General features: G+C 64.7%; 21 protein-coding genes, 1 tRNA gene and 1 pseudogene. 18 read left to right on the forward strand and 5 right to left on the reverse strand.

Annotation, left to right across the window (positions count from 1 at the left end):
- The first annotated feature begins 61 nt into the window (after nt 1-61).
- A complete protein-coding gene (locus CIT37_RS01470) occupies nt 62-1,708 on the forward strand; it encodes a glycosyltransferase family protein (protein WP_095424593.1) in 1,647 nt (548 codons plus the stop codon).
- A 108-nt stretch (nt 1,709-1,816) separates the two neighbouring features.
- Nucleotides 1,817-2,209, forward strand: coding sequence for a hypothetical protein (locus tag CIT37_RS01475; RefSeq protein WP_028139316.1), 393 nt, complete (start codon nt 1,817-1,819; stop codon nt 2,207-2,209).
- 74 nt (nt 2,210-2,283) lie between these two features.
- On the opposite strand, the gene CIT37_RS01480 is transcribed toward CIT37_RS01475, so the two are convergent.
- The gene (locus tag CIT37_RS01480) at nt 2,284-3,339 is read right to left on the reverse strand and encodes a polysaccharide deacetylase family protein (RefSeq protein ID WP_028139315.1); all 1,056 of its coding nucleotides are present in this window, start codon (nt 3,337-3,339) and stop codon (nt 2,284-2,286) included.
- 253 nt (nt 3,340-3,592) lie between these two features.
- On the opposite strand from CIT37_RS01480, the gene CIT37_RS01485 reads away from it, so the two are divergent.
- Both CIT37_RS01485 and CIT37_RS01490 read left to right on the forward strand, forming a co-directional pair.
- Nucleotides 3,593-3,916, forward strand: coding sequence for a hypothetical protein (locus CIT37_RS01485; protein WP_028139314.1), 324 nt, complete (start codon nt 3,593-3,595; stop codon nt 3,914-3,916).
- A gap of 171 nt (nt 3,917-4,087) precedes the next feature.
- Complete coding sequence (locus CIT37_RS01490; protein ID WP_028139313.1) at nt 4,088-4,303, forward strand: hypothetical protein; 216 nt, start codon at nt 4,088-4,090, stop codon at nt 4,301-4,303.
- Between the two features lie 32 nt (nt 4,304-4,335).
- On the opposite strand, the gene CIT37_RS01495 is transcribed toward CIT37_RS01490, so the two are convergent.
- Entirely contained in the window at nt 4,336-6,024 is a 1,689-nt protein-coding gene (locus CIT37_RS01495; protein ID WP_028139312.1) for an MFS transporter, read from the reverse strand.
- Nucleotides 6,025-6,170: 146 nt separating this feature from the next.
- Here CIT37_RS01495 and CIT37_RS01500 point away from each other — a divergent pair, with 146 nt between their 5' ends.
- The 7 genes and pseudogenes from CIT37_RS01500 to CIT37_RS01530 all read left to right on the forward strand — a co-directional run bounded on the left by CIT37_RS01500 (nt 6,171) and on the right by CIT37_RS01530 (nt 13,972).
- Nucleotides 6,171-7,544, forward strand: coding sequence for a hydrolase (locus CIT37_RS01500; protein WP_095424594.1), 1,374 nt, complete (start codon nt 6,171-6,173; stop codon nt 7,542-7,544).
- A 36-nt stretch (nt 7,545-7,580) separates the two neighbouring features.
- Nucleotides 7,581-8,951, forward strand: coding sequence for a cytochrome P450 (locus CIT37_RS01505; RefSeq protein WP_028139310.1), 1,371 nt, complete (start codon nt 7,581-7,583; stop codon nt 8,949-8,951).
- Between the two features lie 48 nt (nt 8,952-8,999).
- Nucleotides 9,000-10,409: an adenylate/guanylate cyclase domain-containing protein gene (locus tag CIT37_RS01510; RefSeq protein WP_028139309.1), complete on the forward strand. Its 1,410-nt coding sequence runs from the start codon at nt 9,000-9,002 to the stop codon at nt 10,407-10,409.
- Nucleotides 10,410-10,619: 210 nt separating this feature from the next.
- The gene (locus CIT37_RS01515) at nt 10,620-11,108 is read left to right on the forward strand and encodes a tellurite resistance TerB family protein (protein WP_018318970.1); all 489 of its coding nucleotides are present in this window, start codon (nt 10,620-10,622) and stop codon (nt 11,106-11,108) included.
- Between the two features lie 225 nt (nt 11,109-11,333).
- On the forward strand, nt 11,334-12,113 hold the full coding sequence (locus CIT37_RS01520; RefSeq protein WP_095424595.1) for an SDR family NAD(P)-dependent oxidoreductase: 780 nt from the start codon (nt 11,334-11,336) through the stop codon (nt 12,111-12,113).
- Nucleotides 12,114-12,234: 121 nt separating this feature from the next.
- Entirely contained in the window at nt 12,235-13,029 is a 795-nt protein-coding gene (locus CIT37_RS01525; protein ID WP_028139307.1) for a glutamine amidotransferase, read from the forward strand.
- 131 nt (nt 13,030-13,160) lie between these two features.
- Nucleotides 13,161-13,972: pseudogene (locus CIT37_RS01530) on the forward strand (enoyl-CoA hydratase).
- 120 nt (nt 13,973-14,092) lie between these two features.
- Here the strand turns inward: CIT37_RS01530 and CIT37_RS01535 are convergent.
- Nucleotides 14,093-14,168, reverse strand: a tRNA-Ala gene (locus tag CIT37_RS01535).
- Between the two features lie 204 nt (nt 14,169-14,372).
- Between CIT37_RS01535 and CIT37_RS01540 the strand changes: the two genes are divergently transcribed.
- From CIT37_RS01540 to folD, 3 genes are read left to right on the forward strand one after another with little or no spacing between them, the layout of a single operon-like run.
- Nucleotides 14,373-14,663, forward strand: coding sequence for a YggT family protein (locus tag CIT37_RS01540; protein WP_007598721.1), 291 nt, complete (start codon nt 14,373-14,375; stop codon nt 14,661-14,663).
- A gap of 14 nt (nt 14,664-14,677) precedes the next feature.
- The gene (locus CIT37_RS01545) at nt 14,678-15,022 is read left to right on the forward strand and encodes a DUF167 domain-containing protein (RefSeq protein ID WP_038972975.1); all 345 of its coding nucleotides are present in this window, start codon (nt 14,678-14,680) and stop codon (nt 15,020-15,022) included.
- A gap of 10 nt (nt 15,023-15,032) precedes the next feature.
- A complete protein-coding gene (folD, locus tag CIT37_RS01550) occupies nt 15,033-15,917 on the forward strand; it encodes a bifunctional methylenetetrahydrofolate dehydrogenase/methenyltetrahydrofolate cyclohydrolase FolD (RefSeq protein ID WP_038950929.1) in 885 nt (294 codons plus the stop codon).
- Between the two features lie 154 nt (nt 15,918-16,071).
- Here folD and ppa read toward each other — a convergent pair whose 3' ends face one another.
- Both ppa and CIT37_RS01560 read right to left on the reverse strand, forming a co-directional pair.
- Entirely contained in the window at nt 16,072-16,608 is a 537-nt protein-coding gene (ppa, locus tag CIT37_RS01555) for an inorganic diphosphatase (RefSeq protein WP_018318963.1), read from the reverse strand.
- 175 nt (nt 16,609-16,783) lie between these two features.
- Nucleotides 16,784-17,293, reverse strand: coding sequence for a GNAT family N-acetyltransferase (locus CIT37_RS01560; RefSeq protein ID WP_018318962.1), 510 nt, complete (start codon nt 17,291-17,293; stop codon nt 16,784-16,786).
- Nucleotides 17,294-17,560: 267 nt separating this feature from the next.
- Between CIT37_RS01560 and CIT37_RS01565 the strand changes: the two genes are divergently transcribed.
- The 4 genes from CIT37_RS01565 to CIT37_RS01580 are packed head-to-tail and all read left to right on the forward strand — an operon-like array spanning nt 17,561 to nt 20,659.
- Complete coding sequence (locus CIT37_RS01565) at nt 17,561-18,460, forward strand: dienelactone hydrolase family protein (RefSeq protein ID WP_095424596.1); 900 nt, start codon at nt 17,561-17,563, stop codon at nt 18,458-18,460.
- Nucleotides 18,457-18,924 carry a DUF2269 family protein gene (locus tag CIT37_RS01570; RefSeq protein ID WP_095424597.1) on the forward strand — a complete coding sequence of 156 codons (468 nt, stop codon included), beginning with the start codon at nt 18,457-18,459 and terminating at the stop codon, nt 18,922-18,924. Before CIT37_RS01565 ends, CIT37_RS01570 begins: the two co-directional genes overlap by 4 nt.
- An 8-nt stretch (nt 18,925-18,932) precedes the next feature.
- Complete coding sequence (locus CIT37_RS01575; RefSeq protein WP_161966307.1) at nt 18,933-20,252, forward strand: SDR family oxidoreductase; 1,320 nt, start codon at nt 18,933-18,935, stop codon at nt 20,250-20,252.
- Nucleotides 20,252-20,659, forward strand: coding sequence for a thiol-disulfide oxidoreductase DCC family protein (locus CIT37_RS01580; RefSeq protein ID WP_095424599.1), 408 nt, complete (start codon nt 20,252-20,254; stop codon nt 20,657-20,659). Before CIT37_RS01575 ends, CIT37_RS01580 begins: the two co-directional genes overlap by 1 nt.
- Nucleotides 20,660-20,761: the final 102 nt, after the last annotated feature.

Below are 20,761 nucleotides of genomic sequence, written 5' to 3' on the forward strand. Positions count from 1 at the left end.
ACCTAAGAGATGGCTGACAACCTCGTGCCGGCCGGGTGTGGGCAATGGGGCAGGCAGGGGCATGGCGAACGGAACGGGGGCCGCGGATCGGAGCGACTGGGTCCGGCTGCCGGGCCTCGTCATCCTTGCGGCGTTGATCACCGCCATCGTCGCTTCCAAATCGCTCGACGCGTCGCGGCTGCACAGCCGGCTGTCCGTTCCGCCGCTCTATGACGACGTCGCCTATTTCGGCGACGCGGTCAGATGGGTGAGTGCCTTCGGAAGCCGCGGCGTCGCCGGCAGCGTCTGGGACTTGCTGCATCACCATGCGCCGTTTTCGACGCTGGTGGCGGCCACCGGTTTTTGGTCGTTTCCCGGAAGCTATCTCGGTCCTTATCTCGTTCATGCCGTGATCGTCTTCGGCTTCCTGCTCGGGATCATCTGGCTGGTTCGGCGACGGCCGGTCCTCGAGATCGCATCGTGTCTGATCGCAGCGGTGTGCGTGCCAGTGCTGTGGCACACGATCACGGAAGCGCGTCCCGATCTGCCCTCGGGACTTGCCATCGGTCTTGCCGCCGGTGCCATCGTCTACCGCGGCGTGCTCCGGCGCAGCGCCCGGTCGCTGGCTGGCCTCGGGGTCGCCTGTGCACTCGCCGCCTGCATCAAGCCGACGTCGTTCCCGGCTGCGCTCGCTCTGCTCGGCAGTGCGTTCGCGATCCGGCTGGTCGTCGATTGCATCCAGGCCGGCGGATTGCGCTTGTCGATCAGGACTGCGCTCGGCGCGCTCGTGTGGTTCGTGCTGCCGTTGATCGCGACCACGGCCGCGCTGATCGGGCCCGCATTGGTCGAGACCGTCACCTACATTCTTATGGTGTTCGTCGGCCAGCGCGACCTCTGGACGACGGGCGAAGGTTTCTGGCCCGGGCTGCTACGTTTCTCCATCGGTGGAGAGGGACAGTTCGGCCTGCACTATTGGCTCGCCATCGGGTTGGCCTTGATGCTGCTGCGCTTCGTGCTCGCTGCGATCCGGGGCCGGGCTGCGGTGCTGGATGCCGTCGTTCTGCTCGCGACCGTGCTGATTGCCTACGCCATTCCGTCCGTTGCCGAGATCAAGACCTACTTTTTCGGCGCAATGTTCTACGGCGTGTTCATCGTCGCGATGGTCCTCAATGGCTGCGCCATCATGGCGTCCATTGAATCGCTGCTTGCGCGCACGGCCCTTGCGACAGCCATCCGTCGCCATATGCTGACGGCGGGCCGGGTGCTTGCGCTCGCAATGGCGTTCGCGCTGTTCGTCAAGCACGTCGTGATCGGTCAGCTCAGCGTGGCGACGCCGCTGAGCGCACAGCAGCAGGACAGCATCCGCGCATCGACCGAGCGTCTCTGGTCGCTTCTGCGCGACGTCAAGCCACCGCCGTCGGGCCCGCTTTATGTCGGCTTTTCGAGTCCCTACCCGGTCACGCCCGCGACCATTCAGTTGTATGCGGCGCAGGCGCGGATGAATCTCGTCGTCCGCGGCGAGATGCTGCATCGAACGGCAGCGGCCACCGCAGACGCGCTTCTGCAGTCGAACATCCTCGTCGTCTCGAGCTCGATCCAGCACACGCTGGTCGGACCGCGGGTCGGCGATGATCTCATCGCCCGCATGGACGCGGAAAAGGGCGTCTGCCTGCTCGACAGCATGAGCTTTCCGGATGTGACGCTGCGGGTCTATCGGCGGGCGTGTTGATCGCAGCCGGCCGGTTCGAAATTGCTCCGCGATTGTGTGAGGCCAATCACTTAACCCAGGACACCTTCCCCGTAATGTCCCGGGTACGCCAACACGGGGAGATTTCACATGCGCAAGATCATTCTGGTTGCCGCCATGGTCCTGGCTTCTGCCTCTGCCCAGGCAGACGGCTCCCGCAGCCTGTCACTGTCCGCGGCGGGCGCTCAGGCCCCTGCTCCACAAACGACGCCGACCGCCGCCACGGCGCAGGTGAGCGAAGTCGCGCCAGCCGCGGAGGCGCCGAAATATTCCGATCGTCCGCCGGCAGTGTCGCTCTCTGCGCCGGCCGCCACGGTCACGCCGGCGGCTCCCGCGGTGACCACGCCCACGACCACCCCGGCGCCGGTCGCGACAACCAAGCCCGCCACCAAGAAAACGGCAAGGGCGGACCAGCCGAAGTCCAAGCGCTGGACCGAGCGCCGCATCATCAGCGAGCTGCACCGCCACGGCATCTATTGGTAAGCCGTTCGCCAAAAGCAAATGGCCGGGCAAAAAGCCCGGCCATGACGCTAGACTTTGGATCGGATCGCTGGCGTTTACTGCGACACCGTCTGCACCACGCTTCCGATCGGACGCGTGTTCGTGCTCGCGGTCGGCACCTTCATGTCCTTCATGATCGCTTCGTCATATTCCGGCAGCGTCTGCAGCGTCGTCTTGGCCTTCATCTGCACGACCTTGTAGCCGCCGGCCTTCAACCGCGCGAGCAGCGTCGGCAGGGCCAGTCCGGTATTCTTCTGGAAATCGTGCATCAGGATGATGCCCTTGCCGAGCTTGTCGAGCCGGGTCATCACCGTCTCGATGATCTTTTCCGGCGTGGCGCCCTTGCGGAAGTCGAAGGAGTCGACGTCGGTCGAGAACATCGCGACGTTGCGGGTGCCGAAATAGCCCACGATCGCCGGATTATGCTGGAGCTGCGGAAAGCGGAAGAACGGCGCGGGGTTGGCACCCAGCGCGAACCTCACCGCGCTGATGCCCTTTTCGACCTCGTCCTTGGCCATCTGCTCCGTCATCTTCTTGCCGTTCAGATTGACGTGCGACCAGGTATGCGTGCCGACCGTATGGCCCTGGGCCAGCACCTGGCGCAGGATCTCCGGATGATAGGTCGCATGCTTGCCGACCGAGAAGAACAGGCCCTTGGTGCATTCATCCGCCAGCGCCTTCAGCACATTCGGCGTGTTCACCGGCCAGGGACCGTCGTCGAAGGTCAGCACGACTTCCTTGTCGGTGAGGAAGTCGAATTGCTTGAAATGATCGAAGCCGAAGCCGGGGCCGCCGGTGGTGTCGATCTCGACCACGCGGGCGACGCCCAGCGCGTTCGGATTGGTGCAGGTCGATTTCTGCTGAACCGGCATGGCCGGGGCGGGCGCGGGTGCCTGAGCAACTGTCGTCGGCTTGGCGGCGATCGTTGCGGTGGTCTCGACGTCATCCCTGGCGGCGAGCTTCGCCGGTGCCGGCAATTGATCGGCGGCACGGGCGGCAATTGTCTTGGGAGCGGCCTGATCGGCGCGCGAGGAATAATAAAACCAACCGCCGGCGGCGATCACGACCGCCGCAACTACACTGGCCAACATCAGGCCCAACGCATTACGCATCGCTATTCTTTCCAATTACGCAACCAAACCGGCGGAATTTCCCGCGCGACGAGCCATTAATGCGAAGTAACAGTTAACGTGACACCAACACGACGGCGGTTGTGGAGGAATTTCAGGGCGGTGCGCCAAAGTGACCGACGTCACAGTCGGGGTGCGGCCCGTGACCATCATCACAGTGGAAACTGTTTTGCTGGAGCATCGTAGCTCCCATCAACAACGGGCACCGTTGCGACGGCGCCAATGGGAGCTTCAAATGACCAAATCTCCTGACACCAAGTCTCTTAACACCAAGTCCTTCTCTGCCAGTCTCCGCGACATCAGCCTGGCGCTCGGCCTTGCCGCCATTGTCTCGCTCGTCTCGACGACCTCGAGCTTCGCCTTCTCGGCCGAGGCGCAGCAGCAGTGCACCGGCGACGCCTTCCGCCTGTGCTCGTCGGAAATCCCCAACATCCCGAAGATCACGGCCTGTATGATGAAGCATCGCTCGGACCTGAGCGTCGGCTGCCGCGCGGTGATGGACAAGGATCTCGCCAAGGGCGCGTCGCGCAAGGTCGCTGACGCCCAGGACAAGCAGTAAGAGCACGCAACACCGTCATCGTTGCGTCGGTTAGCTCCCCTCGCGAATACGCCCCGGCGTCTAGCCGGGGCGACGCGGCGGCGTCATGCGGCCGCCAATAAAGCCGTTGCGGCTGAGGGATCGTCGCACTAGCTTCGCCCGCACATTCTTCCGGGTAAGAGGCATTACGCGATGACCAGATTTCTTTTCATTCTTCTCTTGCTGCTCGGCGCGTCGGTCGCATCCGCGCAGCAGCAGCCGGGCCACGATGCCTGCGCGCGCGATGTCACCCGCTTCTGCCGCGCCGTGATGAACAATGGCGATGGCGCTGTGCTCGCCTGCCTCAAGCAGAACCGCACCAAGCTGAGCAAAGGCTGCGACAAGGTGCTGACCGAGCACGGGCAGTAGTGCTTCCCGTGGCCCGGATGGAGCGAAGAAACCTACGTGCTGCTCCCCGCCGCGGTCGCGACCACCGGCAGCACCTCGGCGCTCGCACGATCTGGCGTCTCATCCTTCCAGCGCACCGAGCCGAACGGACGCTCCAGCATGCGGCGGATCCGCACCGGCTCGGGACCGATATGGAAATCGATCGCCTGCTGATGCAGCGCGCGTTCGGACTGCGTCGAGCGGTTGCGCTGGCGCAGATAGTCGAACCAGGTCGGGCAATGATAGCGCTCGGTCCACAATTCGGGGTCGGCGATGTCGCGGGCGATCGACCAGCCATAGGCGCCGTTACGTTGCCGTGAGAGCTGCACGTCCTGCATCACGTTGTGGAACGCGCGCGCGTTCTCCTGTGACACGCGGTATTCGATCTCGACCACCAGAGGTCCGCTGCGCCCTGTCAGGGACAGTTTCACCTCGGGATCGGCCAGCACGTCGGCATCCTCGTTGCGGGCACCGACGCGCGGCATCGTCAGCCAGATCCCGAGCAGGGGCGAGATCAGCATCAGGCCGGCGGCGGTCAACAATGCGACCTCGACGCCGGCATAGTCGGTGAGATGGCCCCAGCCCCAGGCGCCGATGGCGATGCCGCCGGAGATCGAGGCCTGGAATGCCGCGAGCGAGCGACCGGCGACCCAGCGCGGCGCCGAGAGCTGCACGCCGATATTGAACAGCGCGATCGCGGCCATCCAGACCGCGCCGGCCAGCACCAGCGCAGTTGCCGTCAGCACCGGCTCCGTGCTCAGGGCAAGGGCAGCCATCGCGAACGCCATCGAGATGGTGCAGGCGCGGATCGCGGCCTCGCCGCTCATGCGCTTGCGCAATTCGTGGATGTTGAGCGCGCCGACCACGGCGCCCATGCCGAAGGCCCCCAGCATGATGCCGTAGGTCTGCGCACCGCCATGCAGCAGGTCGCGCGCGACCAGCGGCATCAGCGCCATGATGGCGCCGCCGATCAGGCCCATCACCAGCGTGCGCAACAGCACGATCTTGATCGGCGGCGAATTGGTGATGTAGCGGAAGCCGGAGACCATGGCGCGGTTGAGCTTTTCCCGCGGCAGGCGCGAGGGCTCGGTGTTGCGCCGCCACAGCAGCAGCACCACCAGCAGCGGCAGATAGAGGATCGCGTTGCAGGCAAACGCCGCTACCGCGCCGAGCGCCGCGACGATGACGCCGCCGACTGCGGGCCCAAAACTGCGGGCGATGTTGTAGCTGATGCCGTTCAGCGCGACGGCCGAAGGCAGCGCATCGGGCGGCACCTGTTCGTTGACCGAAGACTGCCACGCCGGGCCGAACAGCGCGTTGCCGCTGCCCACCACGAAGCAGAAGGCGAGCAGCGTCTCCGGGCTGATGAGATTGAACCCGGCCAGCACCGTCAGCGCGGTTGCGCCGGTGAGTGCAATCATCAACGAGACCAGGGTGACGATGCGGCGGTCATACATGTCGGCGATGGCGCCGGCCGGCATCGAGATCAGCATGATCGGCAGCATCAAGGCGGTCTGCACCAGCGCCACCTTGTCCGCCGAGGCCGCCATCTGCGTCATCGCCCAGGCTGCACCCACGCCCTGGATCAGGAGGCCGAGATTGGAGAGCAGGCTGGCGAGCCAGATGCGCCGGAACACGGTGTACCGCAGAGGCGCGGTGATGCCGTCGGCGGCGATTCTCTGGCGGTTCGTCTGCTCGGTCATATCCCCTTCCAAACGTGCTGGCAGAATGGTCTTGGAGTGATCTTGGGCGATTCCGGCAAATTCAGTGATGCCTGCGAAAGTCCTTCGCTGTCCAGTGGTTAGGCCGCTATAAGCGGTGCAAAGAGTTGGGTTGCCGGGAGGAACATATGAAGCTGTCGCGACGGACGATCCTGCAGGGGGCAGGCAGCTTGCCTTTCGCAGTTGCGAGCTTGCGGACGGGCGCATGGGCCCAGACCGCGCCCGCCGCGGCGCCTGGCACCGAGGTGCCGCCGATCGTGTTCGTCCACGGCAATGGCGACTACGACGCGCTCTGGATGACGACCTTGTGGCGGATGGAATCCAACGGCATCGCGCGCGATCGCATGATGGCGATCAACTTCACCGATCCCAATGCGCGCAGCGACGACACGGTTGAGCAGGCGAACCGTTCCTCGACCGAGGACCAGCGCCGCGAGCTCGCCGCTGCCATTGCCGAGTTGAAGCGCCGCACGGGCGCCTCGCGCGTGGCGCTGGTCGGCAGCTCGCGCGGCGGCTATGCGATCCGCAATGTCATCAAGAACGGCGGCGCCAGCGATGTCAGCCATGCCGTCCTGTGCGGCACACCCAATCACGGCGTGTTCGCGACCGACGACCAGCCCAACAACGAGTTCAACGGCCGTGGCGTATTCCTGCGCGGCCTGAACGAGGGCGAGAGCGAGGTGACGCCGGGTGTCGCCTTCCTCACCTTGCGCAGCGACGGCATGGACAAATACGCCCAGGCCGACGGTCGCTTTATCGGCAAGCCGGGCACGCCGACCGGCGTCACCAATGAAGGGCCGGAGCTGAAGGGCGCCACCAATCTCGTGCTCGGCGCACTCGATCATCGCGAAGTGGCGTTCCATCCGCGCGCCTTCCGCGAGATCTACAAATTCATCGCGGGACGCGAGCCCGCGCGAATTGCGATCGTCCCGGAGCCAAGCGTCCGGCTCAGCGGCCTCATCACGGGGACGCCCGGCGGCGTGCCGACCAATCGCCCGGTGGCGGGCGCAACCGTCGATGTCTTCCGCGTCGACCCTGAAACCGGAGAGCGCAAGGGCGGTGCGCTGCACAGCGCGAAGACCGGCGCCGACGGCCGCTGGGGGCCAGCGCAGGTCGATCCCGCCTGGTCGCTCGAATTCGTCCTGGCATCGCCCGAGATGCCGACGACGCATATCTACCGCTCGCCGTTCCCACGCTCATCCGACGTCGTGCATTTGCGCGCCGCGCGCCCGCTGGGGCCGGCCGACAAGGACGCAGGAGCTGTCGTGATCATGTCGCGGCCGAGGGGCTATTTCGGCCTGCCGCGGGACGTGGTGCTGTTCGACGGCAAGGAGCCGGCCGACGTCAAGCCGGGCGTGCCCACGGATGCGGCAGCAACCCTGCGGCTTCCCGCCAGCGAGGTTGGGCGTAACATCGTGGCCGAGTTCGGCGAAGAACGAATTGTGGCGCGCGCCTGGCCGGCCCAGGAGAACAGGATTGCGGTCGCCGAGCTGACTTATTAGCTATTTTGCCTGCGTCACATCTCTCGGGAGAGAGCCATGAATATCGCCAGCGTGCGTAGGCCCATCATCCCCCCGGCTCCCCCGCGTGCGCCCGACGACATGTCGTTCTTCGGCCGGCTTGCCGTGATCCGGCGCAACATGATCGCGACGTGGGGGCAGCCTGCTTACGAGGAAGAGGTCATCAAGGGCCGCTTCTTCCTTCGCAACAGCTTCATCCTGAATCAGCCGGATGCGATCCGGCACGTCCTGCTCAACAATTACGAGAACTATACGCGCACGCCGGCGGGCATCCGCATGCTGCGCCCGGTGCTCGGCGACGGGCTTCTGATCGCGGAAGGACACTCCTGGACGTTCCAGCGCCGGACGCTCGCGCCGGCCTTCACGCCGCGCGCCACCGCCAACCTCGTGCCGCACATGACGGCGGTGCTCGACGAGACCATCGCGAAGCTCGATACGCAGACGGGCGCGCCGGTCGATCTGCGCGAAATCATGCAGCGCATGACGCTGGAGATCGCGGGGCGCACGATGTTCTCGTTCGGCATGGACCGGCATGGCGCGACCCTGCGCAATTTCATTATGGAGTATGCGTCCCGGCTGGGACGGCCCTACTTCCTCGACATGCTGCTGCCGGTGTCGTGGCCGAGCCCGATGGATTTTGCCCGCGCCCGTTTCCGCAAGCGCTGGACCGAGTTCGTCGCGATGCTGATCGCCGAGCGGCGCGCTGCCGGCAAGAAGGACGGCGCGCCGCCGCGCGATCTGTTCGATCTCATGGACGCGGCGCGCGATCCGGAAACCGGCAAGGGCTTTTCCGACGAGCAGCTCGTCGACGAGGTCGCGACCATGATCCTGGCGGGTCACGAGACCACCGCAACGGCGTTGTTCTGGGCGCTCTATCTGCTCGCGCTCGATCCGGAGACGCAGGAGGAGGTGGCGTCCGAGACAAGCGGCGAGCATCTCGACAGCATGGCCGACATCGATCGCCAGAAATTCACCCGCGCGGTGATCGACGAGACCATGCGGCTCTATCCTCCCGCCTTCCTGGTCGCGCGCGCCGCACGCGAAAAGGACAATGCGGCAGGCGTCGAGATCAGCAAGGGCGACATCATCATGATCGCGCCCTGGCTTCTGCACCGTCACGAGAAGCTGTGGGATCAGCCGAACGCGTTCATTCCAAAGCGCTTCATGTCGACGGAGGCGCCCGATCGCTTCGCCTATCTGCCGTTCGGCGCAGGTCCGCGCGTCTGCATTGGCGCGCCGTTTGCGCAAGCCGAATCCGTGCTGGCGCTGGCTCGGCTGATCGGCGCGTTCCGTGTCGAGCTCGCCGATCAGGCCAATCCCGTGATCCCGCTCGGCGTCGTCACGACCCAGCCGGACCACTCACCTATGTTCCGTATCACCCGTCGGTGACAGGCGATTGCCTGGCCGATGGCGTGATTCAACCAGCAGAGTCCCGCCATGAGCGACATCCAGGCCCAGTTCTCCGTTCTGAAGCAGACCGCTGACACGAAGGTGGTCGATGCGATTGCGCGTCTGATCGAGGACGGCGAAGATCACGAGCTCAACCGCGTCAATGTCCTCGATTTCGCCTCGCAACATGCCGTCGACGAAGAGCACGCGATCTCGGCCTTCCTGCACGCGGCGCGGCTCGGGTTGTTCGATCTCGGCTGGAACGTGCTGTGTCCGGGCTGCGGCGGCGTGCTCGGCGCGCACACCACGTTGAAGGCGCTCAAGCCCGACGACTATCACTGCGCGCTCTGCGCTTGCGGCTACAAGGCCTCCGTCGACGATCAGGTCGAGGTGTCCTTCACCGTGAATCCGCGCGTGCGGCGCATCGCGGCGCACGACCCCGACACGCTGCCGGTGTGGGAGTATTTCAAGCAGGTGTTCTGGAGCTCCGGCGTCGACTTCAACAAGGACTCATTCGCGACGCTGGCGAACGAGGTGACGCTGGATACGATGGAGTTGCCGGCCGGCGAGAAGGCGACCATGTCGCTGCAGCTGCCTGGTGACTTCGTCATCATCTTCGAACCGGTCACGCACGCCGCCCATTTCATCGACGTCCAGGGCGAGCCGACCAGGGATCGCCAGCAGCTCGCCATCATGTACAACAAGGTGCAGGCCCCGACGGGGACCACGACCATGCGGCCGGGTCCGCTGCGGCTATCGCTGGAGAACCAGGCCGGCGTGCGCGTGCTGCCGTCGGTGTTCATCGCGGCCGAGGCGCTCCATCATCTAATCGGCAAGCGCAAGCCGTTCCTCACCGCCAAGCGGATGCTGTCGAACCAGACCTTTCGGGATGTGTTCAAGGCGGACAATCTCAGTCTCGACCAGCGGCTCCAGATCACGTCGCTGACCTTCCTGTTCACCGATCTGAAGGGCTCGACGGCGCTCTACGAGCGCGTCGGCGACCTCGCCGCCTTCGATCTGGTGCGCGCGCATTTCCATGCGCTGCTCGAGATCATCTCCTCCGAGAAGGGCGCGGTGGTGAAGACGATCGGCGATGCCGTGATGGCGACCTTCGTCCGCCCCGAGCATGCCATCGTCGCGGGCCTGCGGATGCGTGCGGCGATGGACCAGCTCAACAAGCGGCGCGGCACTGATGATCTCATCGTCAAGATCGGCATCCATGAAGGTCCCTGCCTCGCGGTGATGCTCAACGAGCGGCAGGATTATTTTGGCCAAACGGTCAACATCGCCGCCCGCGTGCAGAGCCTGTCGACCGCGCAGGAGATCCACATCACCGGCCCGGTGCTCGATGCGCCCGCGGTTGCAGAGGTGCTGGAGCAGCGCGCGATCAAGCCGATCCAGAAACAGGCGGCGCTGCGCGGCATCGCCGACAAGATGGTGGTGTACGAGATCCCGTGAGCCTCAGGCGGTCATTCCGGGGCGATGCGCAGCATCGAACCCGGAATCTCGAGAGTTCGTGCTCTGCGCGCACACGGAATGACCGTGAACAGATTGCCGAAACGTAATGCAGCGCGCGGAACTGACGCACGTTGCGCCGGTTGAGTTTCCTGCTCATATAATGCTGGTAACGGCCGCGCCTCGCGGCTGTATCGATTTCGGTAGGATCTTATGCTCGACGGCCTGCGCCAATTCATCGCCGACATTGTCGCCCCCAATGACCAGAACCGCACGTTCGGCGACAGCGATTATCGGTTGGCGGCCACCGCGCTGCTGGTCCACGTAATCTCGCTCGACGGCCAGCCGAGCGCGGCCGAGCAGCGCAAGCTGCACAGCCTGATCGAAAGCCATTTTAAGCTCGATCGCGGCACTGCGGATCGTCTGATTGCGGACGCCACCCAGGTCGAGGGCGAGGCGGTGGACCTCTATCACTTCACCAGCGTCATCATGCGCTCGCTCGACGAGGAGGGTCGCAAGCGCATCGTCCGGATGATGTGGGAGCTGGTCTATGCCGACGGCCAGGTCTCCGAATTCGAAGACAACGTCGTCTGGCGCGCCTCCGACCTGCTCGGGATTTCCCAGCGCGACCGGATCGACCTGAAGCATACGGTGGCCGAGCGCGCCGGTGGTCAGGTGACGGACAGCGCCGTCGGCGGCTGATCCGCGCAAACCGGCGGATGGCCGGTTGTGCGGATCACATGACGAAACTTTAATGTAGCTGCCGGCCGTCCGGCTCCGGATTCGTCCGTAAAAACCCGGCTTTCCTGCTCCTCTTGACGCCCGCTCAGGCGGCCATGCGGCCGACGCCGCTTGCCTGTCGCGCACGGCTTATGCTCTCGTTCCGTCATTGCGGGGCCAAAAACTTCAATTCAAGAGACTTCGATCGTGGCTGAGCGGGTAACGTTGATCACCGGTGCTTCGGCGGGCATAGGTGCGGAGCTGGCGCGCGTGTTTGCCGCCAATGGACATCGCCTCGCATTGACGGCGCGGCGCGCGGATCGATTGGAGGCGCTCGCGAACGAGCTCGCCGCCAAAGGCGGCAAGAAGCCGATGATGATCGCCTGCGATCTCCAGGACCTGGACGCCGGCGAGACGATCGCGGCGGCGCTGGCCGCTGAAGGCGTCGAGCTCGACCACCTCGTCAACAATGCTGGTTTCGGCGTGTTCGGCGACGCCATCGAGCGCGATCGCGACGAGCAGATCGGGATTGTCGATGTCAACGTGCGGGCTCTGACCGATTTGTCGCTGCGCTTCGCCGATCAACTCATCAGGAACAAGGGCGGTCTTCTCAATGTCGGCTCGGTCGCGGGCTTCCTGCCCGGCCCCGGCATGGCCGTCTATTACGCGTCCAAGGCCTACGTGATTTCCTTCACCGAAGCGCTGCGGGCCGAGCTCGCGCCGCGCGGCGTTCGGGTCACCGTGCTTTGCCCGGGTCCCGTGCCCACCGAATTCCAGGCGCGCGCCGGCGTCGGCTCCGGACATGATACGGCCCTTCTCAATGTTTCAGCCGCCGCTGTCGCGCAGGAGGCCTATCGTGGCTTGATGGCCAACAAACGGGCAGTGCTGCCTGGTCTGGGCATCAAGATTGTGCCATTTGCCCTGCGCTTCTTCCCGCGGGGCTTCATCCTGGCCGCCACCAGCCGATTCCAGAGGCAGAGGCATTAGATCTCGAAGCTCCCGTATTGGCCCGGAGCTTGCTTCGGTTTCGTTGTGTGCACGAACTCACACGAAATTAACGATCGCTTAGTTATGCTGGCGGTCTGAACCGATAGCATTCGCAAAGGCCATGTCGTTACGGACGGACAGGTTTGGTAGCGCAGAGGTGGTGCCCTTCCCGAGGAGGACGCCAGGCGCCGTCGCCTCCGAAACCCAATTGCCGGTTCTGATCATCCTGCACCAGGAATCCTCGACGCCGGGCCGTGTCGGCAATGCGCTGCGTGCGCTTGGCCATCGTCTCGACATCCGCCGTCCCCGCTTCGGCGATCCCCTGCCCGAGACGCTCGATCAGCATGCCGGCGCCGTGGTCTTTGGCGGTCCGATGAGCGCCAATGATTCCGACGACTATATTCGCCGCGAGATCGACTGGATCGAAATTCCGCTCCGCGAGCAGCGGCCGTTCCTCGGCATCTGCCTTGGTGCCCAGATGCTGGCGATGCAGCTCGGCGCCCGCGTCGCGCCGCATGCCGATGCGCTGACCCAGATCGGCTACTACCCGATCCGGCCCACAGCCGCGGGCCACGCGCTCTGCCCGGCCTGGCCGGCCCAGGTCTATCACTGGCATCGCGAGGGATTCGAGCTGCCTGTCGGCGCCGAGCTGCTCGCAGAAGGCGACGATTTTCCGGTGCAGGCGTTCCGCGCCGGCAATGCCTTCGGCGTGCAGTTTCATCCTGACGTGACCTACGCGATGATGCATCGCTGGACCACGCGCGGCTATGACGGCTTCAGTGCGCCCGGTGCGCGGCAGCGACATCATCATTTCGCCGATCGTGCCGTATACGATGTCGCAGAGCGTGCCTGGCTCGACCATTTCATCGACGGCTGGCTGACGCGCCGGCCGGTGCTGGCGCAAGCCGCCGAGTAATCGCGTGCTCGCGCAGGTTCTCGCAGGTTCTTGGCGCAGGTCCTTGGCGCAAGTCTCTGCCTCTTTCCTGGATATGCTAGGCTCACCGCCAACGAGCGCGCGAACGCGCCGGAAAGCAAAGGGAGAGCGTCATGGCCTACGAGCACATTCTCTATGAGGTGAGCGACAAGATCGCGACCATCACGCTCAACCGTCCCGATCGCATGAATGCGTGGACGCCGACCATGGAGCGCGACGTGCGCCATGCGATGGAAGCGTCAAACGCCGATGACGATGTCCGCGTCATCGTGCTGACCGGCGCGGGCCGCGCCTTCTGCGCCGGCGCCGACATGGATGCGCTGAAGGGGCTCGACCCGATGACGTCCGGCGCGCGTCGAACCTGCCGCCGTTCGACATGAACCGGCGTCCGGACTGGCAGACGCGCTACGGGTTCTATCCGTCGATCAAGAAGCCTGTGATCGCCATGCTCAACGGCGCCACGGCCGGCATTGGGCTGGTGCACGCGCTCTATTGCGACCTGCGCTTTGCCGCCGACAACACGGTGTTCACGACGGCCTTCGCGCGGCGCGGCCTGATTGCCGAGCACGGCATCAGCTGGATGCTGCCGCGCATCGTCGGTCACGCCAACGCGATGGATCTGCTGCTCTCGGCGAGGCGCGTGCCGAGCGACGAGGCGTTGCGGATCGGCCTGGTGAACCGGCTCTGCCCGCCTGACAAGCTCCGCGAGGAGACCTATGCCTATGCGCGCGATCTCGCCGATTTCGTCTCGCCGAGCGCGATGGCCGTGATCAAGCGCCAGCTCTACGAGGTGCCGTTCCAGACGCTGGCGGAGGCAACGATCGAAGCCAACCGGGAGATGATGGTGGCGCTCGCCGGCAGCGATTTCCGGGAAGGCGTGGCGAGCTTCATGGAGAAGCGGCCGCCGAGGTTTACGGGGAGGTAGGGGGATTTCGGAGGGAGCCCGCCTTCGCCCTGCGGGCTTCGGCGAGGCAGCCTTCGCTAACTTCGCTGCGAGAGACTTCCCAAGGCTTGCCTAACCGTAGCTCGCGAAGCGAGCGAAGGCTGGTGGAGCCAGGCGGGATCGAACCGCCGACCTCGTCATTGCGAACGACGCGCTCTCCCAGCTGAGCTATGGCCCCTTTGTTGGCCGCTCTGGTAAACGCGACCGACAACCGGGCGCCATTTAAGTCCCCGCCAAGGTCAAGTCAAGGACGCGTGTCACCCGGTTTTAGCCATTCGGGGCGCGGACTTCCCTTGTTTGGGCGGGGGGGAACCGATATCTAGCAAAAGGCGTCAATCCCGACCGCAGCCAACGTTTTCAAAAGCCAGAGGCTTCAAAAGCCATGCGTGCCGTTCTCGACATCGTCATCATCGTGCTCGACCTCTACGTCTGGCTGCTGATCGCCTCCGCGATCCTGTCCTGGCTGATCGCCTTCAACGTCGTGAACACGCGCAACCAGTTCGTGTCGGCGGTGGCCGAGTTCCTGTACCGGATCACCGAGCCGGTGCTGGCGCCGATTCGCAACTTCCTGCCCAGTCTCGGCGGTCTCGACATCTCGCCGATCATCCTGATCCTGCTCATCATGTTCATCGAGCGGGTGATCCTGTACTACATCTACCCGAACGTGATCTGAGGGGGCTGGAGCCCTTGGTTGCGAACGAAGGTTGTAAGGAACCCTGGCGTTACTCGGCCGCAGGAATCAGCATCGCGCTGCGGGTGACGCCGCGCGGCGGTCGCGACGGCATCGACGGAATCGAGCAGCTGGCCGACGGCCGCAGCGTGCTCAAGGTGCGGGTGCGCGCCATCGCCGATGGCGGCGAGGCCAACAAGGCCGTTTTGGTCCTGCTGGCGAAATCGCTGGGCGTCCCCAAGGCCGGCGTAAAGCTCCTGTCCGGAGCTACCTCGCGGCTGAAGCAGATCGCGGTCGACGGCGATCCGGCACGGCTCGGCGAAGCCCTGCGCCAGCTCGTCTCGGCCCAATCGAAAGACTGAGGGAACTAACATGACCGCCAAGATTATCGATGGAAAAGTCATCGCCGCGGAACTTCGGGCCCGCGTCGCCGACGAGGTCGCCCGCGTCAGGCGCGAGCACAATCTGGTGCCGGGACTGGCGGTCGTGCTGGTCGGCAGCGACCCCGCCAGCGAGGTTTATGTCCGCTCCAAGCACACCCAGACCCAGGCCGCTGGCATGGCCTCGTTCGAGCACAAGCTGCCGGCCGACGTCTCGCAGGCGGAGCTTCTGGCGCTGGTCGCAAAGCTCAACCGCGATCCGGCCGTGCACGGCATTCTGGTGCAACTGCCGCTTCCGAAGGGGCTGAACACCGAAGCGGTCGTCAACGCCATCGACCCTGCCAAGGACGTCGACGGGCTGCATCCGAACAATGCCGGCCGGCTCGCCGGCGGTTTCGAAGCGCTGTCGCCCTGCACGCCGCTCGGCTGCATCATCCTGACCAAGAGCGTGCACGCCTCGCTGGAAGGCATGAACGCCATCGTCATCGGCCGCTCCAATCTGGTCGGCCGCCCGCTGGTGCAATTGCTGCTGAACGAGAACGCCACGGTGACGATCGCGCATTCGCGCTCGCGCGACCTGCCCGGCCTCGTGAAGCAGGCCGATCTCGTCTATGCCGCGGTCGGAAGACCTGAGATGGTGCGCGGCGACTGGCTCAAGCCGGGTGCGACCGTGATCGACGTTGGCATCAACCGCATACCCAAAGAAGACGGCAAGACGCGCCTCGTCGGCGACGTCGCCTATCAGGAAGCGCTTGGTGTTGCTGGCGCGATTACGCCGGTGCCGGGCGGCGTCGGTCAGATGACGGTGGCGTGCCTGCTGGTCAACACGCTGCGCGCGGCCTGTGCGATCGCCGAGCTACCGAAGCCGGCGGTGTAGCCAAACTCTCGTGCCCCGGACGCAGCGCAGCGTGAAACGATGCGCTGCAGAGCCGGGGCCTAGCGGCAGCATGGGTCCCGGCCCTGCGACGCGTCACACCGGACGATGCTACGCATCGCCGGGACATGCCGCATCGCGTCCGGGACACCAAAGCTCAGCCCTTCTTCTTCTTCTCGCGATCCATGCCTTCGAGGATCAGCTTGTGCGCGTCCTCCGGACCGCCCCAGCGCAGGATCTTGACCCATTTGCCCTTCTCGAGATCCTTGTAGTGCTCGAAGAAGTGCTGGATCTGCTGCAGCGTGATGTCGGGCAGGTCGGAGTACGACTTCACCTTGTCGTAGCGCTGCGTCAGCTTCGACGACGGCACCGCCAGAATCTTCTCGTCGCCGCCGGCTTCGTCTTCCATGAACAGCACGCCGACCGGGCGCACGCTCATGACCGCGCCGGGAATGATAGCGCGGGTGTTGATGATCAGGACGTCGCAGGGGTCGCCGTCATCCGACAAGGTGTGCGGGATGAAGCCGTAGTTACCGGGGTAACGCATCGGCGTGTAGAGGAAGCGGTCGACCACCAGCGTGCCGGCCTCCTTGTCCATCTCGTATTTGATCGGTTCGCCGCCCACGGGGACTTCGATGAGGACGTTGACTTCGTGAGGTACGTTCTTCCCGATCGAGATCGCATCGATACGCATTCAAGGCTCCGTTATTGCCGAGGATAAATCGCGCCCGGCAGCGATTTGGCGCTGTCATACGCGGGCTTGGCCCGCTGATCCATCGCGTTTTTGTGAAATAATGAATCCGGAAATCACCGGCTCAAAGGCAACGGTATCGACGGAAGGGAAACGCTGCCGCTGAGCTTTCAGCAGCTCAATTGGTCCAAGCGAAGGCAACCTTGTCGAGCGACTTCGGCCCGAACCGCTCCGAGGAGCGGGCCACCATACGGCCCCCCAGCGCCCGGTAGAACTCGGTCGCAGGATCGTTGTCCGAGAGCGCCCAGACCACCATGCTCTTCAGCCCGCTCTGCATCAGGTCGCGGCGGGCGGAGGCGAACAGGCGGCGGCCGAAGCCGAGGCCCTGGAATTCGGGGCGCAGGTACAGCTCGTAGATCTCGCCGTCGAAATGCAGGCTGCGGGCGCGGTTGCGGCCGTAATTGGCGTAGCCCGCGATCTTGTCGCCGAACACCAGCACGCTGACGCGGCTGCCCTTGCGGATCGCGCTGTCCCACCATTGCGGGCCGCGGCGGTTGATGAGCTTTTCCAGCTCGGCGCCGGGAATGATGCCCTGATAGGCGGAGCGCCAGGCTTCGTCATGAGTAGACGCCACCGCAGTTGCATCTGCAGCTTTGGCCGGCCGGACCTCGATCAGGGTTGTGCTCATGGGCGCAATCAAACCAAGTCGCCGCGCCGGCGGCAAGACCTATCGTTAATTATCGGTTAACGTGTGGACTTTGTGCATCAGTATCTGAACCATGTTGTACCGAAAAAAGACAGGACGCCGACTCGAATGGCACCGGCGTGCCGTGTGTCAGTGCAAAACTCCCTCTGCGGCAACGAATGAAGGGCGAGGGCCACGCAGAAAGTCCGCCCATAGTGATTCGTTCCTACTAGTGTGGCTGTCGCTGTTCGTGCTCGCCCTCGGCCATTCATGCGGCTTCTCAACATCTTCGCGCTTATGACTCTGCTGGCCTTGCTGACTGCGCCGCCTCTGTGCGCTCAGGTCACGTTTGGCCCATCGGGCGAGGAGGGCGAACCGTTTCGCCGACAAGAGTGGCGGGTGCCGTCGCCGGATACCGACATTGCTGCGCGTGCCCTGCTGTTTCGCCCTGCCGGGGCAGGTCCGTTCCGGCTGGCGGTCGTCGCACACGCCTCGACGCAGAATAGCTTGCGTCGAGCGCAAATGCCGCAGCCGGAATATCGTGCGCTCGCCGCCTATCTCGTCGGGCGCGGTTTTGCCGTTCTGGTGCCGGAGCGGCTGGGCCATGGCGTGACCGGCGGCCGCTATGTCGAGGACCAGGGCGGATGTGACGAGGCGGATTATGCGCGTTCGGGCCGTGCAACGGCCGAGGAAATCCGGCTCGCGCTGGAGTTCTTGCGCAAGCAGGATTTTATCCGCAAGGAGGCCGCCATCGTGATCGGCCATTCCGCCGGCGGCTGGGGTGCGCTGGCGCTCGCCAATGCCGATCCGAAGGCGATCGCCGCGATCACAGTATTTGCGCCAGGGCGCGGCGGCCATGCCAATGATGAGCCGAACCGGATCTGCGCGCCACACACGCTTCTTGCCGCCGCTGCAGAGTTCGGCAAGGGCGCGCGCATTCCTGTCACATGGCTCGTTGCAACCAATGACAGCTATTTTTCGCCGGCGTTTTCAAAGGGCCTGGCCGACGCATTTCGCGGCAGCGGCGGCAAAGTCGACTTCCACACCTTGCCGGCCGCCGGCAGCGAGGGGCACTGGATGATCGAAAGTGAGGCCGGCGTCAAAGCCGCGAGCGGGGAGCTCGTGGATGCGCTGAATAAGGGCAGGCCAACCGCGACCAAGAAGCCATGACGCTGTATTTCCTGGTCAAATTTCTCCATGTGCTCGGCGCCATCGTCATCCTCGGCACCGGAACCGGCATCGCCTTCTTCATGCTGATGGCGCATCGCACCGACGATGCGGAGTTCATCGCGCGCACCGCTTCGGTCGTCGTCATCGCGGACGCAATCTTCACACTGTCGGCCGTGCTCCTCCAGCCGATCACGGGCGGCTTGCTGATGATGCTCTCGGCGACGTCGATCACCGAGCGCTGGCTGCTCGCCTCGCTCGTGTTGTATGCCGTCGCCGGCCTGTTCTGGATCCCTGTCGTCTTGATGCAGATCGAGATGCGCGATCTCGCGCGAAAGGCCGCGGAGCAGCACAAGGCGTTGCCACAACGATACTTCGTCCTGTTTCGCCGCTGGTTCGCGTTCGGCTTCCCCGGCTTCGGCGCGACGATGCTGATCCTCTGGCTGATGATTGCAAAGCCGTTTTGAGAGCCGTGATGAACCAGCGAACCATTCTGGTGCTCGGCGCCTCCGGCCTGATCGGCCGCTTCGTTACGGACGATCTTCGCTCGCGTGGCTTTCGCGCGCTTGGCGTGGCGCGCAGCCTGTCGCCGGCGCAGAAGACGAGCGCGCTAGATATCGAGCTGCCGATCCTCTCGTTCGACGCGCCTGCGTTCACACGGCTATTGCGCGAGCATGCGGTGGATGTCGTCGTAAACTGTCTCGGCGTGCTCCAGGACGGCCCCGGCAGCGACACAGGTGCCGTGCATCGCGATTTCGTTGCGCGCCTGCTTGCGGCGATCACCGACAGCGGCCGCGCGATCCGGCTGGTGCACCTCTCGATCCCCGGAGCGGCCGAAGCCGATCGCACCGCCTTCGCAACGACCAAGCGCGAGGCCGAGCGCCTGATCGCGGCCTCAGGCATTACGCACGCCATCCTGCGGCCCGGCTTCGTAATCGCACCGTCCGCTTATGGCGGCAGCGCCATGCTCCGCGCGCTCGCTGCCTTCCCACTCAACCTGCCGGACAAGGCGATGGCGACGTCGTTCCAGCCAATAGCCATCGAGGATATTTCGGGCACCATCGCCTGGCTTGCGGCGCGCGACATCGACGATGCCTCTGTAAACGCGCTGAGCTGGGATCTGATGCAGGCTGAGCCGGTCACCATGGCCGGCGTCATCAGGCAATTCCGCCTTGCGTTCGGCACGGCCGGGTGGCCGCATGTCGCGATGCCGTCCTTCATGCTCGATCTTGGCGCTAAGATCGGCGATCTCGCCAATTATCTCGGCTGGATGCCGCCGATGCGCTCCACGGCCATCGCCGAGCTGCGCCGCGGCGTGCGAGGTGATCCCTCGGCATGGATCGCCGCCACGGGCATCGCACCGAAGACGCTGGTCGATATGATTGGTCGTCATCCCGCGACCGTCCAGGACAAATGGTTCGCGCGGCTATTCCTGGTCAAGGCGCTGATCTTCGCCAGCCTCGTCATGTTCTGGCTCGTCTCCGGCTTCATCGCGCTGTTCGTGTCCTACCGTGCCGCCGCCGGCATCCTGACGGCGCACGACTTCCCGGCCGCGCTGGTCGATCCCATCACCATCGGCACCAGCCTGATGGACATGAGCATTGGCGCGATGATTGCCTTTCGCCGCACCGCGGCGACCGGGCTCGTTGCTGGCATCGTCGCCTCGCTCGGCTATATGTTCGGTGCGGCGGTGCTGACGCCCGATCTCTGGATCGAGCCCCTCGGCGCGCTGGTGAAGACGGGGCCGGCGATCGTGCTGATGTTGGTGGCGCTCTTGTTGCTGGATAATCGCTGATGCCCAAATGGCCCGATGACGACGTGATCCTGTTCGACGGCGTCTGCGTCTTCTGCTCGCGCTGGGTCCGCTTTGTCGCGCAGCGCGACGCGGCGAAGCGGTTTCGCTTCACGCCGATCCAGTCGGACTATGGAGCCCGGCTCGCGCGGACATTCGGCATCGATCCCGACGATCCCGACACCAATGCTGTGGTTCATGGCGGCGAGGCGTTTCTGAAGTCCGACGCTGCACTGACGGTATTGTCTCTGCTTCCCCGCTGGGGTTGGGTGCGCATGTTGTTCGCCGTACCGAAGCCGCTGCGGGACCCAGTGTACAACCTCATCGCGCGCAACCGCTATCGCATCTTCGGCAAGTATGACGCGTGTTTCGTGCCTGATGCAGATTTGCGGGCGCGAGTGATCGAGTGACGCGACAGCGGCGCCACAAGATTGGTGTCGTCCCGGCGAACGCCGGGACCCATAACCACAGGACGGAGTTTGGCGAAGACTGGAAGTTAGGGTCAATCCGCG

This window comes from Bradyrhizobium ottawaense, assembly GCF_002278135.3.
GTDB classification, from domain to species: Bacteria; Pseudomonadota; Alphaproteobacteria; order Rhizobiales; family Xanthobacteraceae; genus Bradyrhizobium; species Bradyrhizobium ottawaense.